The organism is Pseudomonas sp. E1BtOHC1 (genome assembly GCF_058744285.1).
In genome coordinates, this window is the sequence record NZ_CP196023.1 from 4,300,987 (window position 1) to 4,318,636 (window position 17,650).

The window sequence follows — 17,650 nt, forward strand, 5'->3', positions numbered from 1 at the left end:
CGAGCGAATTCAAAATATACATTCAAAAATATTTTTTAATTTCGCCGTTGCTCGGGTTTCGGCGCAAGAGTCGCTACGACTGATATAGACCCGAAAAGAATTAATAAATGAATATTGATTATTTATGGCTATATGAATATCCACGTACTCTCTGCTCCACCGACTCCTCGTCATCACAGTGAGTGCCCACCATGCAGCCGACTGACAACCTCATCGACCTGGCCAGCTACCGCAAACGCAAACAGGCTCAGCAACGGGCACGGCTGATGTGGGAAATCTATGCGCGCAATGCCGCCTGCCAGGCCATGCAATGGGTTCAGGCCCAGCACGGCAATGAGACCCGCCACGGGTGAACGCTCAAGACCCCTCGCGCTTTCTGGCCAGCGATGCCTCGCCGCTGCTGGACCTTGCGCCCCTGCATGCCCAGGACGAAGACCCCATCAGCCAGCGAGTCGCGCAGAACCTGCTGCGCCTGCGTGGCAAGCGCCATCTGTCCCTGGATGCCCTGGCCCGCCAGTGCGGCGTGAGCCGGGCGATGCTGGCGCAGATCGAGTCCGGGCGCAGCGTGCCGTCGATCAAGGTGCTGTGCAAAATCGCCAAGGGCCTGAAAGTTTCAGTGGCGGCCTTTCTCGAGCATCGGGCCTTCGAAGGGGTCGCGCTGCTCACGGCGAGCCAGAGCAAACGCCTGGTCAGCGCCAATGGCGCCTTCGTCAGCCGTGCGCTGTTTCCCTTCGATGTGGCGCGCCAATCGGAATTCTACGAATTGCGCATCGCGCCCCTGGGTGAAGACCGCTGCGAAGGCCACGGCCCGGGGGTTCAGGAAAATCTGGTGGTGGCCCAGGGCGTGCTGGAAATCAGCGTCAACGAGGAGCGCTATCTACTGTCTCCTGGGGATTCGATCCTGTTCTACGCCGACCAGCCCCATCGTTATCGCAACCCGGCGGACAGCGAGGCCGTGGCCTATCTGGTGGTGACCCATCCCGAGTGCCTGGACTGATCAGCCCACGCAATAAGCCCACGCAATAAAAAGCCCGGCGAGGGAGTCATCCCCGCCGGGCTTTTGCATGCAACCGCTGCTGGCTTAACAGGTGCAGCACATCATCGGCATGCCATTGCAGCTCATCATCATCGGCATGCTGCAATCGTTCATCATCTTCATCATCAGGGCGCAGCAGTTCTTCATCATGTCCATGTTCATGCCGGCCATGGGCATCAGCTTGCACAGCATGCCGTCAGCCATCAGGGTGCATTCCATCACGCACTTCATCGAGGGCATCGGCATGCCCATCATCGGCATGGGCATCATCATGTTCATCATCGGCATGGCCATGGCCGTCTGGGACATGCACAGCATGCTCATGTTGGCGCAGTGCATCATCATCGGCATGCCGCAGTTCATCATCATCTGCAGCATTTCGGCGCTGTTCTTGAACATGGCCATGTCCATGCCCGCGGCCGGCATCATCTTGCACTGCATGCCGTCTTCAAGCATCTCGCAGCTCATGGTCGCCATCATCATCGGCATGCCCATCATCGGCATCATCGGCATGGCGGTGTTCATTGGCATCTGCATGGCGTTCATCATGATCTTGTTCCCTGAAGTATCGATAGTTGGATGAAGCGAATGGAGCGGATTCTATGGAACGCCGCAGGGTCGGCAAGAGGCCGGTCCAGCAGCGGCAACGGCTGTCGCGACCCGCTTTTCAGCGTGGCGCAGCCGAGAACTTCCACTGTTGCATCGACCTGTCTTCCATAGCGGATGGAAATGGTTTTGCAGCGTCATTGCGCCTGCTTTGGATATGTGAAAAACAGCTATCTACATAACCCAGAGAAATAAACGGTCTAACCCAGCCACGGTTTTTTTCAACGCTCTACTTGCGTAGACCCCGGCATGCCGGTGAACCCTCCTTCAGCGCTAACTGGCACCCTTGCAATCCACCCTGTTAGCCTACCCGCCCGCTCCCCTTACCGCAGACCTGCACCATGACGCCTTCAGCGCAATTCTGGCGCGACCCGAACCTGCCCTACGTAGAAAGCCGTCGAGCCTGTGACAGCCGCGCCAACTACAGGGCCCACAGCCACCCGACAGTGTCCATCGGCGCCGTGGACCGGGGTGTCAGCCTGTTCAGCGGCGGTGCCGAGGGGCCAACCCTGATAAAGGCCGGCAGCGTGGTAATCGTCCCGGCCCATTGCGCTCATGCCTGCAATCCCCAGCCCGACACTGCCTGGAGCTACCAGATGCTGCACCTGGACCCGCGCTGGGTCGAAGGCGTGCGCCTGGAAGCGCAGCAGCAGCCGGTAACGGCGCTTGGCCAAGTGCTATTGAGCCACGATGAGCAGCTGTACCAGCGTTTTTGCCGCCTCAACGACCTGCTGTTCTGCGCTGCCAGCTGGCAAGACAAGGAAGCTGCGCTGATCGAGTTCATTGGCGATTTTCCACTCCAGGGGCAGCCGGTGATTGCCCACGCCGCCGACCCGGCACGGGCCAGCGTCGGGGTGCGACGGGTCATGCAATTTCTGCAACAGGAGGCGCAACAGGCTCACCCTCTGGAGCGCTTGGCGACGCTGGCCGGCATCAGCCGCTACCAGCTGATCCGGGCCTTTCGCGCCGCCACCGGGATGACACCCCACGCCTACCAACTGAACCAGCGCATCATCCAGGCCCGGACCTCACTGCAGGCCGGCGAGCCCCCAGCGGCCCTGGCCCAGCGCCTGGGCTTTGCCGACCAGGCGCATTTCCAGCGCGTGTTCAAGGCCCATGTCGGTGTCACACCGGGTTTGTACAAGCGCTGAAGACCGCGCAATTTTCTTCAATACCCCGGTCCCCACGCCCAGCACACTTCCAGCCCCTCACGTCTCTGGAAGTCTGCCTCCATGTTGCAACAGTTCCTGCTGGTCGCCGCTGCACATTTTCTCGCCCTGCTCTCCCCCGGGCCGGACTTTTTCCTGGTGGCGCGCCTGTCCATGGCCACCGGTTGGAAAGCGGCCACCGGTGCCTGCCTGGGCATCGCCCTGGCCAACGGCCTGTTCATTGTCCTGGCCTTTGGCGGGGTCTCGGTATTGCGTCCCGACGGCGGGTTGTTCCTGGTGATCCAGCTGGCCGGTTGTGGCTACCTGCTTTACCTGGGCTGGCTGTTCATCCGTCATGCCGGCGCCAGCTCCCTGGCAGCGGTGGATGCCCAGGGCGACACCCGGGCGCTGCCCCGGGCCACCTGGTGGCGAGGCCTGGGCATGGGCTTGCTCTCGGGTCTGCTCAACCCGAAGAACGCTCTGTTCTATGTCAGCCTGGCCTCCCTGGTGGGTACCCAGACCAGCACCGGCTGGAAACTGGTCTATGGCCTGTGGATGTTCAGCGTAGTGCTGTTGTGGGATCTGTTGGTGGCACTGGCCATTGGCAATGGCCGGGTGCGGGAACGCTTCTCTCGGGCCCTGCCCTGGCTGGAACGAATCACCGGGGTGATCCTGATCTTCCTGGCACTGGCAGTGATCACGGCCACTCTTTTTCGCCACTGAGTCGAGCACTGCAGTCGGGTTCCAGGCCGGGGACTGAAGCGGCTTAGAGCCCTGTGCCTTGATAGTTACAAATAAACAACAATGCAACACGCGGTTGTCATCCTCGACAGTCGATAGTGTGCGAACCGCACAGCAACTGCCGGGCAGGACCACGGGCCTTGCCCCTCCCCCAACGCACAGGAGCACCGCCATGTCTCAACAGCCCCGCCTGGGATGCGGCGCCGCCATCGTCCGCGACGGCCAGTTACTTCTGGTCAAGCGCCTGCGGGACCCCGAAGCCGGTTGCTGGGGATTGCCCGGTGGCAAGGTCGACTGGCTGGAACCGGCGGAGCAGGCCATGCGCCGTGAAATCTTCGAAGAGCTCGGACTGACCCTGCAAGGCGTCAGCCTGTTATGCGTGGCGGACCAGATCGACCCCGAACGGCAGGAGCATTGGGTTTCCCCGGTGTACCTGGCCTCGGCCCCGGCCATGGAGCCGCGTAACAACGAGCCGCACAAGCACAGCGATATCGCCTGGTTCGAGCTGGACCGGCTGCCCAAGCCCCTGACCCTGGCCACCCGCGTCGCCGTGCGGGCGCTGGTGCAGATCGCGGCGCTGGAAGATTGAACGCGCATATCGCCCAAGGCCCTGAGGCTGCTCGTCCAGGGCCTGGCGGCAACAGCGCTGCGCGCCTCCCGACCACGATCGACATTGCCCTTGAGTCGGCACAATCCTCAGCCCAGGCTGCGACCGATGGCCGCAGGCATTGGTCTAATTAGCCCGCCGCCGCTTTCGTCTGTTTGTTACCATGCGCGGGTTTTTGCCTGTCTGGCTGTTCAAAGGGCGTTATTTCATGAGTGTTTTGCTGACTCGCCGCACCCTGCTTACCAGCGCCGGGGTGCTCGGCCTGGGCCTGCTCGCCGGTTGCGACAACAGTCCCCGACTGTCCTTCAAATATGGCAAGGACCTGAGCAATCAGATTCTTGGCCGCACCTTCAAACTCACCGACTCCCAGGGCGAAACCAAGTCGCTGTCCAGCTACCGTGGCCTGATGCCGATGATCTTCTTCGGCTTCACCCAGTGCCCGGCGATCTGCCCCACTACCCTGGCCCGCGCCGCCCAGGCCAAGAAACTCATGGGCCGTGACGGCGAACGCCTGAAAGTGGTGTTCATCACCCTGGACCCCGAGCGCGACACGCCCGAGGTGCTGGACGCCTACGTCAAGGCCTTCGACCCGAGCTTCGAGGCGCTCTACGGCACCCTGGAAGAAACCGCGGCCACCGCCAAGGAATTCGGCGTGTTCTACGAGAAGATCCCCAGCGGTTCGACCTACACCCTGTCCCACACCGCCACCAGTTTCGTCTACGACTCCCGGGGCACCTTGCGCCTGGGTCTGTCCCAGTCCCTCAACGCCCAAGAGTGCGCGGAAGATCTGCTCACCGTCATGGAGGTCTGCTAATGAACTCGCAACGTCGCCCATCCCGGATTAAATCCGCCCTGCTGATGCTCTCCCTGCTGGGCCTGGCCGGCACCGCCGGCGCCGCGACCCAGGTGGACAATGCCTGGGTCCGCGCCACGGTTCCTGGCCAGCACGCCAGCGGCGCCTTCATGGACCTCACCGCCAGCAGCGACAGCAAGCTGGTTGAAGTGCAATCGCCCGTGGCCAAGAACGTGCAGATCCACCAGTCGAGCATGCACAACGACGTGATGAGCATGCAGCAAGTGGACGCCGTGGCTCTGCCGGCCGGGCAGAAAGTCAGCCTGGACACCCACGGCTATCACGTGATGCTCATGGAGCTCACCGGCCAGATCAAGGCCGGCGACAAAGTGCCCCTGACCCTGACCGTGGAAAATGCCAAGGGCGAGAAGGAAACCATCAAGGTCGAAGCCCAAGCCCGAGCGCTGAATGCGCCGGATCACAGCATGATGAAACACTAAAGTGCGGTGAGCGAAAGCGCTCCCAAGACCTGATACAGCCGGTTTCTGTTCAACGGAAACCGGCTTTTTTTTGCCCTGTGCCTTGCCAAGAGACGGGGCCGCCGGAACCTCAATAAATCCCCCGCGCCAACCACACCGTCAGCCCACAACACTCCGGGTCTTCACTGACCTGCTGCACCACCTCGAAACCATGGGTGTCGAGCAAGGTGCAATATTCCCCCGGGTCCAGGCTGGCGTGGTACAGGGCCTCGCCTTCGAACTCGCCGATGGCCTCTCCTGCCGCAGGTCCGCTGGTGAACATCAGGGCGCAGCCCGGGCCGGCGTGGCGTTCGAACACGGCGAACATGGCGCGCTGATCATCCGGGCTCAGGTGGAACAGGCTGTTCCAGGCCAGGATGCCGGCAAAGTCCTGGTCCAGGGCCAGACCGCGCATGTCGGCGTTGATCCATTGCTGCTGGGGAAAGCGCTGGCGGCACTGCTCCAGCAAGGCAGCGGAGCTGTCGACGCCGGTGACCGCGTATTGCTGCTCGATGAGATAGCGCGCTACCGGCTCGCCACCTCCGCAGCCCAGGTCCAGTACCTGTCGGCCCGAACCCATGACCTGGCGAAAGCGCTCGAACCAGGCTTGTTCACTGTGAAAGGCCTGGGTGCTGGCCTGCCGCGCCCGGTCCCAGGCCTGGGCATGACGCTGGTACAGATCGACGATGTGACGAGCGGATTCGTGCATCCACGGGCTTCCTTGTGCTGTTCGGTGGCTGCGGATTACAGCACAGCAGCAGGGGGCAAGGCGAAGTAGGTGGTACCGTCGGGCCGCGAAACGGCTGTCCCCGGTGTTGTCCACTTGATAAAAGACCGCTTCAAGTGCGCCCCGCCAGCTCCAGCAGTTGCCCACGCAACCAGCGGTTGGCCGATTCGTTCTGCACCTGCTTGCTCCAGTACAGGTTCAGGCATACCTGCGGCAGGGTCAGGGGCATGTCGAGAATGCGGTTGTTCAGGCCGGCATTGATCAGTTGCGCATTGTTGCGGGTCAGGGTCAGGAGGAAGTCGCCCTGGGCCACCAGTTGCGCGGCGGTGAGGAAATGCTGGCAGTGCTGGCGGATCCGCCGCACCACCCCCAGGTGCCCCAGGGCCAGGTCTTCGACGCAGATGCCTCGGCGCCGGGAGGTCACCGCCACATGTTCGGCCGCCAGGTAGCGTTCCACCGTCAGCTCGCCGCTGAAGCCGGGGCCGGCCATCACACAGAAGGAATCCTGCAGCAGCAATTGCTGTTGCAACTGCGGATCGGTCAGGCGTGACAGTTCGATCGCCAGGTCGATGCGTCCGGCAATCATCTCCAGCTTCAGGTCGGCCCAATGCACGCTGGTGCTGCGCACCTCCAGGTGCGGAGCGACGCGGTTCAGGTGCGCCAGGATCAACGGCAGGATCACCGGCTCCAGTTGTTCCGGCATGTTCAGGGTGAAGCGCCGGCGGTCACGCTGGGGGTCGAAGGCCTGGTTCGGGTTGAGGCTGCGGCGCAGGCCGCTGAGGGCGTCCTGGATGCCCGGCGCCAGTTGCTTGGCCAGGGGCGTAGGCGCCACGCCGTAGCCTTCGCGAACGAACAGCGGGTCATCCAGTTGCGCCCGCAGGCGCGCCAGGGCGTGGCTGATGGCCGATTGGCTCAGGTGCAGAACCGAGGCGGCGCGGGTCAGGTTGCGCTCCTGGTACACCACCTCGAAGACCCGGAACAGGTTCAAGTCCAGGCGGCTGAGCCCCGACCATTCATGCGGTGAGTTCATGGTTGCGTCCTCGCAGTCTCGACCCGGTGCAGGCTAACAGTCCGCCATGGCGGACCGAACCATGTAGCGCATTCATGAATCTCGATGAATAACCGTCGGTTCTGTGACCCCGCGGGGGCTGCCTAAGATGGCCCCGCCCATAACAAAAATCAGGAGGCACCATGGACCTTGCGGATCAGCATCTCGCGGCCTATCAGCAGCATCTTCACGCCTTGCAGCAGGCCGCCTGGCCCGAGGGAGCACCGCGTACTGCGCAATATCCCCACGGCCGGCAACCGCTCACCCAGTACCTGCGGACCTGGGCCCAGCTGCGAGGAGATGCCGTGGCCGTGGATTTCTACGGTCACAGCCTGAGCTACAGCGAGCTGGATCGGCTCTCCGATCGTTGCGCCGCCCTGCTCGGCGAGTTGGGGGTCGGCCCTGGCGATCGGGTGGCGGTGTACATGCCCAACTGCCCGCAATTGCACATCGGCTTCTGGGGCATCCTCAAGTGCGGCGCGGTTTACGCCCCGGTCAGCCCCCTGGCCCGCACGCTGGAGCTGGAATACCAGCTCAAGGACTGCGGTGCCCGGGTGATCCTGTGCTTCGATCAATTGCTCGATGTGGTCCACGCCGTCGCGCCGACGTGCGCCCTGACCCGGATCCTGGCCACCAGCCTGTCGGAGCTGTGCCCGGCGACTCCGAGCATTCCGGTGCCGGACCTGCTGCTGGCGCCCAAACGCCTGGATGCCGGGGTTCTGGACTTCTACCCTGCCCTGGAAAACTGCCGCGCCGCCACGCCCGGGCACCGCCCTGCCCTTGAGGACATCGCCGCCCTGAACTACACCGGCGGCACCACCGGCCTGCCCAAGGGCTGCGTGCATACCCACGGCGACATGCTCTACACCTGCGCCAGTTACGTGCCCATGGCCCTGGGCCTGGAGCAGCGCAGCGTGATGTTGAATTTCCTTCCCGAGTTCTGGATCGCCGGGGAAAACGCCGGCCTGCTGTTTCCCATCTACGCCGGTTGCCGCCTAGTGTTGCTAGCGCGCTGGGACGCGCTGGCGTTCATGGCGGCGATCGAACACTACCGAGTCAGCCATTGCGGCTTGCTGGTGGACAGCGCCGCCGAAGTCCTGGAGCACCCCGCCGTTGCCGACTTTGACCTCGGCTCGCTGCGGGCCAGTGGCTGCATCTCCTTCGTCAAGAAGCTGACCCCGGACTACCGTCGGCGCTGGCGGCAACTGACCGGCTGCACGCTGTTCGAATTCAGCTTCGGCATGACCGAAACCCACACCTGCGACACCTTCACCGCCGGTCTGCAGCATGACGACTTCGACCTCAAGAGCCCTCCGACCTTTGTCGGCCTGCCGGTGCCGGGCACCGAGTTCAAGGTCTGCGACTTTGTCAGCGGCGCCCTGTTGCCCCTGGGCAGCGAAGGTGAACTCTGCGTGCGCAGCCCGTCCCTGCTGCAGGGCTACTGGCAACGGCCGGAAGAAACCGCAGCGGTGCTGCGCGACGGCTGGCTGCACACCGGCGACCTGGGGCAAATCACCGAACAGGGTTTTATCCGCTACCTGGGACGGCGCAAGGAGATGCTCAAGGTCAATGGCATGAGCGTGTTTCCCAGCGAGCTGGAGGCGCTGTTCGGCCAGCATCCCCAGGTGCTGGCCAGCGCGGTGATCGGCCGTGTCGATGAGCGTCGCGGCCAGCAGCCGGTGGCCTTTGTGGTGCTCAAGCCGGACGCCCCCCAGGACCCGCTGGCCCTGACCGCGTGGTGCCAGCAGGTGATGGCCGCCTACAAGGTGCCGGAGATCCGCCTGGTGAGCAGTCTGCCCATGACCGCCACCGGCAAGGTCAAGAAAAACGAGCTGGAACAACAGCTCTGAGCGACTGTGTGAAACGCCTGAGCCGCCCTTTGCCATTGTGAGAATTGCCATGTTTCAGAGTCTGTTGATCGCCAATCGCGGCGAGATTGCCATCCGTATCGCCCGGGCCTGCGCCGACCTGGGCATTCGCAGCGTCGCGGTGTACGCCGAGGACGATGCTGCCAGCCTGCACCTGCGCCGGGCCGATCTGGCCCTGCCCCTGAAAGGGCGCGGGGTAGCCGCCTACCTGGATCGGCAGCAGTTGATCAGCCTGGCCCAGGTGCACGGCTGTACAGCGATTCACCCCGGCTACGGCTTTCTTGCCGAGAACGCCGACTTCGCCCGGGACTGCCTGGAGGCCGGCCTGACCTTCATTGGACCGGCGCCCGAGGTGCTGCAACTGTTCGGCGACAAGGCCGCGGCTCGGGCCCTGGCCCAGGACTGCGGGGTGCCGCTGCTGGACGGGATCAACCATCAGGTGAGCCTGGAACAGGCGACCGCCTTCTTTACGCGACACGGCGCGCTGATGCTCAAGGCCCTGGCCGGAGGCGGTGGTCGGGGCATGCGCGCAGTCACCGAAAGCGGCCAACTGGAACAGGCCTTTGCCCGCTGCCAATCCGAAGCCCAGGCGGCGTTCGGCAATGGCGCACTCTATGTCGAACAGTTGCTGCAACGCGCTCGGCACATCGAGATCCAGGTGTTGGGAGACGGCAGCGGCGCGGTCAGCCACCTGTGGGAGCGCGATTGCAGCCTGCAGCGCCGCCATCAGAAGCTGGTGGAGATTGCCCCCAGCCCGGACCTGCCCGCCGAGCTGCGCCAACAACTGATCGACGCCGCCTTGCAACTGGCCAGTCGGGTGCACTACCAGGGCATTGGCACCTTCGAATTCCTCCTCGATCAGCAGCGGCCGGGGCGCTTCTACTTCATGGAGGCCAATCCGCGAATCCAGGTGGAGCACACGGTGACCGAGGCGGTGACCGGTATCGATCTGCTGCACACCCAACTGCGCCTGGCCGCCGGTGCGTCCCTGGACAGCCTGGGCCTGACCCGAGCGCCGACGCCCCAGGGGTTTGCGCTGCAGGTGCGGATCAATCTGGAGGAACAGCTGGCCAATGGCGGCACCCGCCCGGTGGCCGGAACCTTGAGCGCCTATGAGCCCCCCAGCGGTCCCGGGTTGCGGGTCGATGGCTACGGCTATGCCGGGTACCCGGTCAACCCCAGCTACGACTCGCTGCTGGCCAAACTCATCGCCCATGGCACGGACTATTCCAGCGCCCTGGGGCGGGCCTATCGCGGGCTCTGCGAGTTCCGCCTGGAAGGCGTGGCCAACAACCTCGGGCTACTGCAGAACCTGCTGCGCCATCCGGCGGTGGCCGAGCATCAGGTCAACACCGGCTTCGTCGAGCAGCACTGGGCCACATTGGCCCAAGTCGCCCCCGATGGGCACCGGTCGCTGTTCTTTGCCCAACAGCCGCTGGCCCCTGGGCAGATCCGCGCCAACGTACAGGCGCCCCCGGGCACCTTGGCCCTGGAGACCCCGAGCACCGGCGTTGTGGTGACCCTGGAAGTGGCCGAGGGCGATACCTTGCAGGTCGGCCAGCGAGTGGCGGTGCTGGAAGCGATGAAGATGGAGTTCGAGGTCAAGACCCAGTGCAGCGGGATCGTCCGGGCCCTGACAACCCAGGTCGGTGACGCGGTCAGCGAAGGTCAGCCGCTGCTGTTCCTGGAGCCGGCCAAAGTCGCCGGTAGCGGCCTGTGCAGCGAAGAGCAGATTGACCTGGAGTTGATCCGCGCCGATCTGGCCGAAGTCCGCCAACGCCACGCCCTGTTGCAGGACGCCCAGCGTCCGGAAGCGCTGGCCAAGCGCCGCAAGACTGGCCAGCGCACCGCCCGGGAGAACCTCGACGACCTGCTGGACCCGGGCAGTTTCATGGAATACGGCGCCATGGCCCTGGCGGCTCAGCGCCGGCGGCGCAGCCTCGAGGAACTGCAAGCCTTGAGCCCCGCCGACGGCCTGGTGGGCGGCATCGGCACGGTCAATGCCGAGCTGTTTGACGGCCCGTCTGCCCGTTGCCTGGCCCTGGCCTACGACTACACGGTGTTCGCTGGCACTCAGGGGGTGATGAACCACAAGAAAACCGACCGCCTGCTGAGCCTAGCCCAGGAGTGGCGGCTGCCGGTGGTGCTGTTTGCCGAAGGCGGCGGCGGTCGCCCCGGCGACAGCGATTTTGTCGGGGTCGCGGGGCTCGACTGCCATACCTTTGCCGCCATGGCCCGGCTCTCCGGCTGGGTGCCGACGGTGGGCATCGCTTCAGGCCGCTGTTTTGCCGGCAACGCCGCGCTGCTGGGCTGCTGCAACCTGATCATCGCCACGGCCAACGCCAGCATCGGCATGGCCGGCCCGGCGATGATCGAGGGCGGCGGCCTGGGCAGTTTCACTCCCGAGCAAGTGGGCCCGGCATCGGTACAAGGCCCCAATGGCGTGATCGATGTTCTGGTCAAGGACGAGGCCGAAGCCGTGGCGGTGGCCAAGCAATACCTGGGCTACTTCCAGGGGCCGCTCAAGGATTGGCACTGCGCGGACCAGCGGGAACTGCGCCAGCTGATCCCGGAAAACCGCCTGCGGGTCTACGACATTCGCCGGGTGATCCAGACCCTTGCCGATCGTGGCAGCGTGCTGGAGTTGCGGCGCCAGTTCGCTCCGGGGCTGATTACCGCATTGATCCGGATCGAGGGCCGGGCCTTTGGCCTGATCGCCAACAACCCAGCGGTGCTGGGGGGCGCCATCGACGCCGCGGCCGGCGACAAGGCCGCGCGCTTCATGCGCCTGTGCGAAGCCTTCGGCCTGCCCCTGGTGTCCCTGTGCGACACCCCGGGGTTCATGGTCGGGCCCGAATCGGAACAGCAAGCCACAGTGCGCCATGTGTCGCGGATGTTCGTCAGCGCCGCCAGCCTGACGGTGCCGTTCTTCACCCTGGTGCTGCGCAAGGGCTATGGCCTCGGAGCTCAGGCCATGGCGGCCGGCAGCTTCCACAACCCGATGTTCACCGTGGCCTGGCCCAGCGCCGAGTTCGGTGCCATGGGCCTTGAGGGTGCGGTACGCCTGGGCTTTGCCAAGGAACTGGCAGCCCAGCCCGAGCCCCTGGAGCGTCAGGCGCTGTTCGACAAACTGGTGGCCAAGGCCTACGCCCAGGGCAAGGCCCTGAACATGGCCAGCTACCTGGAGATCGACGCCGTGATCGACCCCCTGGACAGCCGCTCCTGGCTGCTTCGCGGCCTGCAGGCAGCACCCCGGCCGCTACCCTGGACCGAGCGCCCCCAAGGCTTCATCGACACCTGGTAACCCACCCGCAGCCGGCCTGTACCGCAGCTGGCTTGGTAGGAGCTGGCTTGCCAGCGAAGACGCCCGCAAGAGCAACACAAGCCTCAAAAGCCGCTTCGCCGGCAAGCAGGCTCCTACAGGTTGGCATCCCAGGCCACCGGGGCCTGGTCGAGGAACTGGCGCAGTTCGGCCAGCAGCTTGTCGCTGGAGTGGCTGCTGGGCCGGTCGGCGACAAACCTCAGGCTCGGCATGATTGCCTGCACCCCGTCGTAGTGCCACTGCCCTGGAGTACGCTCCGTTTCCTGCAGGGCCCGGGCGAAAATCGCCAGGTCCCGACGGGCCCGGGGAATGCCGCTGCTGCGCTCGACCCAGCTTTCGTAACGCTGGCGGATTTCGATGCGCCCCTGGTTGACGATGGCCAGCACCGCGCAGCGACTGCGATTGTGCAAGGCCACCGGCGACAGGCCGAAGTACTCGCCCTCGCCCTGCCATGCCCCTTGCGGCAGGCGAAAGATCGCCAAATCGATATCCGGGTATTCCTCGATCCGTGTGGCGGGATGCTCCACCAGCGCCGTGCTGCGCTGCAGGTCCTGCATGGCCGGACGGTAGAGTTCGGCGTAACGCCGGGTGTTATCCAGCACATCGGCCAGTTGCGGCAGCAGTGCGGTGAAGCGCGCCATGAGTTGCCGGTCGTTGCCACCCTGACTGTCGCTGCGCACTCGGGCGGCCAGGGCATGCAGGGTAAAGGCGCAGTGCAGGGCCTGGGGCGAAGTGCCCCGGGTGAAGTCGCCGAGTCGAGCGATATCGATCAGCAATTGACGGTGCCGCAGAGCATGCTCGGGGGCCAGGAAGGCGTAGACCGAGGCCAGTCCGTCAAGATCGAAATGGTCGCTGGTGATCACCTGCGCCGGCTCCACCCTGAGCCCCTGCTGAAGAAAAATCAGGGCACTGGCGGTGGACAGGTTGGCCTTGTAGGCACTGGGGGTCTTGTTGGCCGGCCAATGGGACAGGGTCAGCACAGTGGCCGGATTGTCGATGGAGTCCAGGGAAATATTGTCCCGTCTGCGGGTCTGGCCCAGGGGCAGGAATCCGTAGGGGCTGTGGGGCCCCAGGCGCCAGGGTTGCAGGCCAAGCTCCAGCGGCGCTTCGCCGGCGCCGGAGGTCAGTCTCTGGGGCAGCTCCCGCAGCGCCGGCGTTGCGCTTTTGAGTTCCCCCGAACCGTCCAGGCGATAACTGAACTGGCGCAGATTCTCCTGGCGCAAATCCCTGGGGTTGCCATTGCGCACCCCGCAGCCGGGGCCGCCGAGAACGCTGAGCAGATCGGTGAACTGATTGTCGGCAATGCCGATGGCGCGTCCTCCCAGCAGCCTGAGGTCCAGGTGCGCGAATACTGGGGCGACACCCGGATCGAAAAGCCAACCCTGTTCCTGACTTGCGGTATTGAGGCTGTTCATCTGTACGTCCTTGCCAAGTGATGAATCCAGGTAGGCTTCAAGCCTCGGCCAGGGCCCGGGCATGGCTGCGCCGGACCTGGCGCATGCTGATAAACAGCAGTGCCGACACCCCGGCATAGAGACCGAACAGCCAGGCCGCGGCCTGGGCCGCACCGGCAACGCCTGCGGTGGAGCTGAGGCCGGCCAGGTTGACAATCATCCCAGCCAGCGCCGCGCCCAGGGCCGTGGCCACCAGTTGCACGGTGGTGATCGAGGCACCTGCCAGCTCCTTCTGATCATCGGTAGCGTTTTCCAGGACCCGGGACAACAGATGCGGCCACGCCAGGCCGATCCCTGTGCCCACCAGCAACATGGCCAGGCACACCGCCCCCAGACTCAGGACTGGCGTAGCCGTAGCGGGCATGAACAGGCAGGCCAGAAGCAGACCGGCCACCACCAGGAATGGCCCGCTGGCGATGGCGCGGGACGCACCCCGGGGGCTCAGGCCGGAGCTGAAGATCGCCCCCAGGGTCCAACCGGCCGCCATCAGCGCGGCGATGTAACCCGCCAGCAAGGGAGTCTGCTGGTGCAGCACTTGCAGGAACAGCGGCACAAAGACCTCGCTGGTCATGCCCACCACCAGCAGCGCCATGGAGAGGTACAGCGCCAGCAAGGGGCTGCCGGACTTCAGGCTGTCACGGGGCAGGAGACGTTTGCGGGAGCGGTTTTCCACGAGCCCCACCACCAGCAGCAGGCCCAGGCCGACTCCCAGGCCCAAGGCGTTGTACCCGGGTGAAGGCGTAATGCTGCCAATGGAGATCGCCAGCACCACCGCCGTCAGCAACACCAGTTGCAGGCCGGGAATAGGACTGCGCGGCGCCGCTTCACGGCTTTTCCCCGGTAACAGGGCGATCGCCAACAGCATGAACAGCAAGGTGCACGGCAGCAGCACCCAGAACGCCGCACGCCAGGCTCCGTGTTCGGCGAAGACCCCGCCCACTGCTGGGCCGATCAAGGTGGCCGCGCCCCACATGGCGGAAATCAGCGCCATTGCCCGGGGCCAGAGCGGCTCATCGAATACCAACCGGATCATCGCGTAGGGCAAGGCGAACAACAGCCCTCCGCCCAGCCCCTGGACGCTGCGCCCGAAGATCAGCCAGCCCATGTCCGGGGCCAGGGCACACAGGCCGCAACCGAGCATGAACACCAGCCCGGCCAGGGCATAGGCGACTTTCGGCCCCAGTACCCCCAGAGCTCGGGTGGACAGCACCGAGCCGATGATCGAGGCCACCACAAACAAGGTGGTATTCCAGGCGTAATAGTCCAGGCCGCCGATATCCTTGACCACCGAAGGCAACAGCGTGGTGACCAGGTACACGTTGATTGCATGCAGTGCCACGCCACCGGCCAGGGCTGCCGAGCGCAGTCCGTTCTTGCCCAGTAACAGTGCCGACCATCCGCTTGTCGAAGCCATGCTTTGCTCCCTTCGGGTTGTTCGATGAAGCCGCACTGTATTACACAAGCAATTACTTTGATAATTAATTTTTCATGGCTTAGCCCCCTTGCCCAATCCGCCGTTCGAAGAGCGACAATGGCCGGGTCCCGAGGCTGCAGCCTGTTATGCTTGCGTGGTTTGCCGCGTCCTGTACGCCCTTGATACCCCACTTGCGCATTGGTTAATGGCCCAGCATGTCCTCGATGTCCTCCCCTGCCGAGAAGAAGAACCCCGGAGCTACCGCCGAGCGGATTCTGTTTCTGCTGAAAACCCGCGGCCCCTTGAAAACCGCCGACCTGGCCCCGCTGCTCAAGGTCTCCCTGGAAGCCACCCGCCAGCAGCTACAGAAGCTGCTGGACGGTGAACTGATCGCCGGGCAGATGATGCCGGCCCAGGGCGCCGGGCGTCCGTCGCAGAAATGGGTGTTGACCGAGCAGGCCCAGGCCCGCTTTCCCGACACCCATGCCCACCTGACCCTGCAACTGATCGACTCGATTCGCGCGGTCTATGGGTCCGACGGCGTGGAGCGCATCGTCACTGACATGGAGCGGGTCAACACGGCGCAGTACCTCGACGTCTGCGCCCCGCTGCCGACCCTGGAAGAGCGGGTCCGGGCCCTGGCGCAGATCCGTGAAGTCGCCGGCTACATGGCCAGCGTCGAGGCCGACGGCGACGGCTGGCTGTTGATCGAGAGTCACTGCCCGATCTGTGTCGCCGCCCAGCAGTGCCAGGGCTTCTGCCGCTCCGAACTGCAGGTGTTCCAGGCCGCCATTGGCGAGCTGGGCCAGGTGCAGCGCGTGGAACACCTGATTACTGGCGATCGACGCTGCGTCTATCGCATCTGTGCCACTCAACCGAGTCCCTGCCCGTGATCGCTCCTGCCCTGTCCCGCCTGCTCAAGCGCGGCGCGCTGATCCTTGGCGTTGCCGCATTCACCCTGCTGGCCTGGCGCGCCTTCGACAGTGAGCGCGGTCCGGCATTGCAACCCTGGCACCTGCGGGTGCCCCATGAACTGAGCATCGAACAGATCGATAGCGCTGACTGGGCGGCCTGGCTGCAGGCCGAGGACAGCTTGTTTGCCGAAGTCCGGCATGAAGTCAGCGACCGCCTGGACCCGACCCAGGTCCCGCCTTTCAACCGTTATCGCGTGGACAGCCGGGTCTACCCGCCCCGCTTTGCCACCGACTGGAACCGCTCCTACCTGCTGCGGCCCCCAGGCACGCCACGGGGCGTGGTGGTGCTGCTGCACGGTTTGACCGACTCGCCCTACAGCTTGCGCCACGTTGCACGGCGCTACGTCGAACACGGCTACCTGGCCATCGGCCTGCGCCTGCCCGGCCACGGCACCGTGCCGGCGGGCCTGACCGACGCCCATTGGCAGGACTGGCTGGCCGCCACCCGCCTGGCCCTGCGTACCGCCCGGGCCGAAGTCCCGGCGCCTGGGCCCTTGCATATCGTCGGTTACTCCAACGGTGGCGCCCTGGCAGTCAAGTACGCCCTGGACGCCCTCGACGATCCGCAGTTGCCACAAGCCCAGCGCCTGGTGCTGATTTCGCCGATGATCGGCGTGGCCCCATCGGCGCGCTTTGCCGGTCTGGCCGGCTGGCCGGCGGTGTTTCCGGCCTTCAGCAAGGCGGCCTGGCTGAACCTGCGCCCTGAGTACAACCCGTTCAAGTACAACTCGTTTCCGGTCAATGGTGCGCGCCAGTCCTGGCTGCTGACCGACGCCCTGCAAAGCCAGCTGCTGGCCAGGGTGGGCGATCCACGCCTGGACCGGTTGCCGCCGATCCTCAGCTTCCAGTCACTGACCGATGCTACGGTCAGTACCCCCGCCCTGGTCACCGGCCTGTACCGGCAACTGCCGGCCAATGGCAGTGAACTGGTGATTTTCGACCTCAACCGGGACCGCGACTTCGAAGGCCTGCTGGACCCCGCCAGTCTCACCTCCCTGGCCAGCCTGCTGCCGGCACCGCCGCGCAACTACAGCACCCGGGTGCTGACCAATGAAGGCGCCGGCGGTGCGAACCTGGACGAGATCAGCACCCCAGCCCTGAGCCTGGACAGCCGTCGGCGGCCCCTGGACCTGGCCTATCCGGCCGGGGTGTTTTCCTTGTCCCACGTGGCCTTGCCGTTCCCTGTGGACGACGGTTTGTACGGGACCCAGCCCAACCCCGGAGAAGACTTCGGCGTGCACCTGGGCACCATCGCCGCCCGCGGCGAACGCGGCGTGCTGGTGGTACCCATGGATGAGCTGATGCGCCTGACCGCCAACCCGTTCTTCCCCTACCTGATGCAGCGCATCGAAGCTGATATAGATCAAGCAACAGTTCAGTCATTGATTCGTTGA

16 protein-coding genes are annotated in these 17,650 nt (G+C 64.8%); 11 read left to right on the plus strand and 5 right to left on the minus strand.

Annotated elements, in window-relative coordinates; all coding sequences use genetic code 11:
* Window positions 1–191 precede the first annotated feature (191 nt).
* Window positions 192–353 (plus strand): hypothetical protein, encoded by a 162-nt coding sequence (locus tag ACSSVC_RS19350; protein WP_185073897.1) that lies wholly within the window; start codon window positions 192–194, stop codon window positions 351–353.
* A 44-nt stretch (window positions 354–397) separates the two neighbouring features.
* Window positions 398–997 (plus strand): helix-turn-helix domain-containing protein, encoded by a 600-nt coding sequence (locus ACSSVC_RS19355; RefSeq protein ID WP_404940007.1) that lies wholly within the window; start codon window positions 398–400, stop codon window positions 995–997.
* 84 nt (window positions 998–1,081) lie between these two features.
* Here the strand turns inward: ACSSVC_RS19355 and ACSSVC_RS19360 are convergent, their stop codons facing one another.
* Window positions 1,082–1,585, minus strand: a complete 504-nt coding sequence (locus ACSSVC_RS19360; protein ID WP_346633011.1) for a hypothetical protein — start codon at window positions 1,583–1,585, stop codon at window positions 1,082–1,084.
* Between the two features lie 398 nt (window positions 1,586–1,983).
* Between ACSSVC_RS19360 and ACSSVC_RS19365 the strand changes: the two genes are divergently transcribed.
* From ACSSVC_RS19365 to ACSSVC_RS19385, 5 genes are all read left to right on the plus strand, one after another.
* Window positions 1,984–2,793 (plus strand): AraC family transcriptional regulator, encoded by an 810-nt coding sequence (locus ACSSVC_RS19365; protein WP_404936864.1) that lies wholly within the window; start codon window positions 1,984–1,986, stop codon window positions 2,791–2,793.
* Between the two features lie 84 nt (window positions 2,794–2,877).
* Entirely contained in the window at window positions 2,878–3,513 is a 636-nt protein-coding gene (locus tag ACSSVC_RS19370) for a LysE family translocator (protein WP_346633065.1), read from the plus strand.
* Between the two features lie 190 nt (window positions 3,514–3,703).
* The gene (locus ACSSVC_RS19375) at window positions 3,704–4,120 is read left to right on the plus strand and encodes an NUDIX hydrolase (protein ID WP_346633013.1); all 417 of its coding nucleotides are present in this window, start codon (window positions 3,704–3,706) and stop codon (window positions 4,118–4,120) included.
* 226 nt (window positions 4,121–4,346) lie between these two features.
* Window positions 4,347–4,952, plus strand: a complete 606-nt coding sequence (locus ACSSVC_RS19380) for an SCO family protein (RefSeq protein WP_346633014.1) — start codon at window positions 4,347–4,349, stop codon at window positions 4,950–4,952.
* Window positions 4,952–5,431 (plus strand): copper chaperone PCu(A)C, encoded by a 480-nt coding sequence (locus ACSSVC_RS19385; protein WP_404936866.1) that lies wholly within the window; start codon window positions 4,952–4,954, stop codon window positions 5,429–5,431. The genes ACSSVC_RS19380 and ACSSVC_RS19385 overlap by 1 nt, the downstream gene beginning before the upstream one ends.
* A 109-nt stretch (window positions 5,432–5,540) precedes the next feature.
* On the opposite strand, the gene ACSSVC_RS19390 is transcribed toward ACSSVC_RS19385, so the two are convergent.
* Both ACSSVC_RS19390 and ACSSVC_RS19395 read right to left on the minus strand, forming a co-directional pair.
* Window positions 5,541–6,158 carry a class I SAM-dependent methyltransferase gene (locus tag ACSSVC_RS19390; RefSeq protein WP_346633016.1) on the minus strand — a complete coding sequence of 206 codons (618 nt, stop codon included), beginning with the start codon at window positions 6,156–6,158 and terminating at the stop codon, window positions 5,541–5,543.
* A gap of 130 nt (window positions 6,159–6,288) precedes the next feature.
* Window positions 6,289–7,206, minus strand: a complete 918-nt coding sequence (locus ACSSVC_RS19395) for a LysR family transcriptional regulator (RefSeq protein ID WP_346633017.1) — start codon at window positions 7,204–7,206, stop codon at window positions 6,289–6,291.
* A 161-nt stretch (window positions 7,207–7,367) separates the two neighbouring features.
* Here ACSSVC_RS19395 and ACSSVC_RS19400 point away from each other — a divergent pair, with 161 nt between their 5' ends.
* Both ACSSVC_RS19400 and ACSSVC_RS19405 read left to right on the plus strand, forming a co-directional pair.
* Window positions 7,368–9,074, plus strand: a complete 1,707-nt coding sequence (locus ACSSVC_RS19400) for an AMP-binding protein (RefSeq protein ID WP_492611205.1) — start codon at window positions 7,368–7,370, stop codon at window positions 9,072–9,074.
* Window positions 9,075–9,123: 49 nt separating this feature from the next.
* Complete coding sequence (locus ACSSVC_RS19405) at window positions 9,124–12,396, plus strand: carboxyl transferase domain-containing protein (protein ID WP_492611206.1); 3,273 nt, start codon at window positions 9,124–9,126, stop codon at window positions 12,394–12,396.
* A gap of 113 nt (window positions 12,397–12,509) precedes the next feature.
* Here the strand turns inward: ACSSVC_RS19405 and ACSSVC_RS19410 are convergent, their stop codons facing one another.
* Together ACSSVC_RS19410 and ACSSVC_RS19415 are read right to left on the minus strand one after the other, a co-directional pair.
* Complete coding sequence (locus ACSSVC_RS19410; protein WP_492611207.1) at window positions 12,510–13,829, minus strand: DUF6687 family protein; 1,320 nt, start codon at window positions 13,827–13,829, stop codon at window positions 12,510–12,512.
* 37 nt (window positions 13,830–13,866) lie between these two features.
* Window positions 13,867–15,282, minus strand: coding sequence for an MFS transporter (locus tag ACSSVC_RS19415; RefSeq protein WP_492611208.1), 1,416 nt, complete (start codon window positions 15,280–15,282; stop codon window positions 13,867–13,869).
* 224 nt (window positions 15,283–15,506) lie between these two features.
* Between ACSSVC_RS19415 and ACSSVC_RS19420 the strand changes: the two genes are divergently transcribed.
* Together ACSSVC_RS19420 and ACSSVC_RS19425 are read left to right on the plus strand one after the other, a co-directional pair.
* Window positions 15,507–16,175 (plus strand): helix-turn-helix transcriptional regulator, encoded by a 669-nt coding sequence (locus ACSSVC_RS19420; protein WP_404936872.1) that lies wholly within the window; start codon window positions 15,507–15,509, stop codon window positions 16,173–16,175.
* Window positions 16,166–17,650, plus strand: coding sequence for an alpha/beta hydrolase (locus tag ACSSVC_RS19425; protein ID WP_404940012.1), 1,485 nt, complete (start codon window positions 16,166–16,168; stop codon window positions 17,648–17,650). The genes ACSSVC_RS19420 and ACSSVC_RS19425 overlap by 10 nt, the downstream gene beginning before the upstream one ends.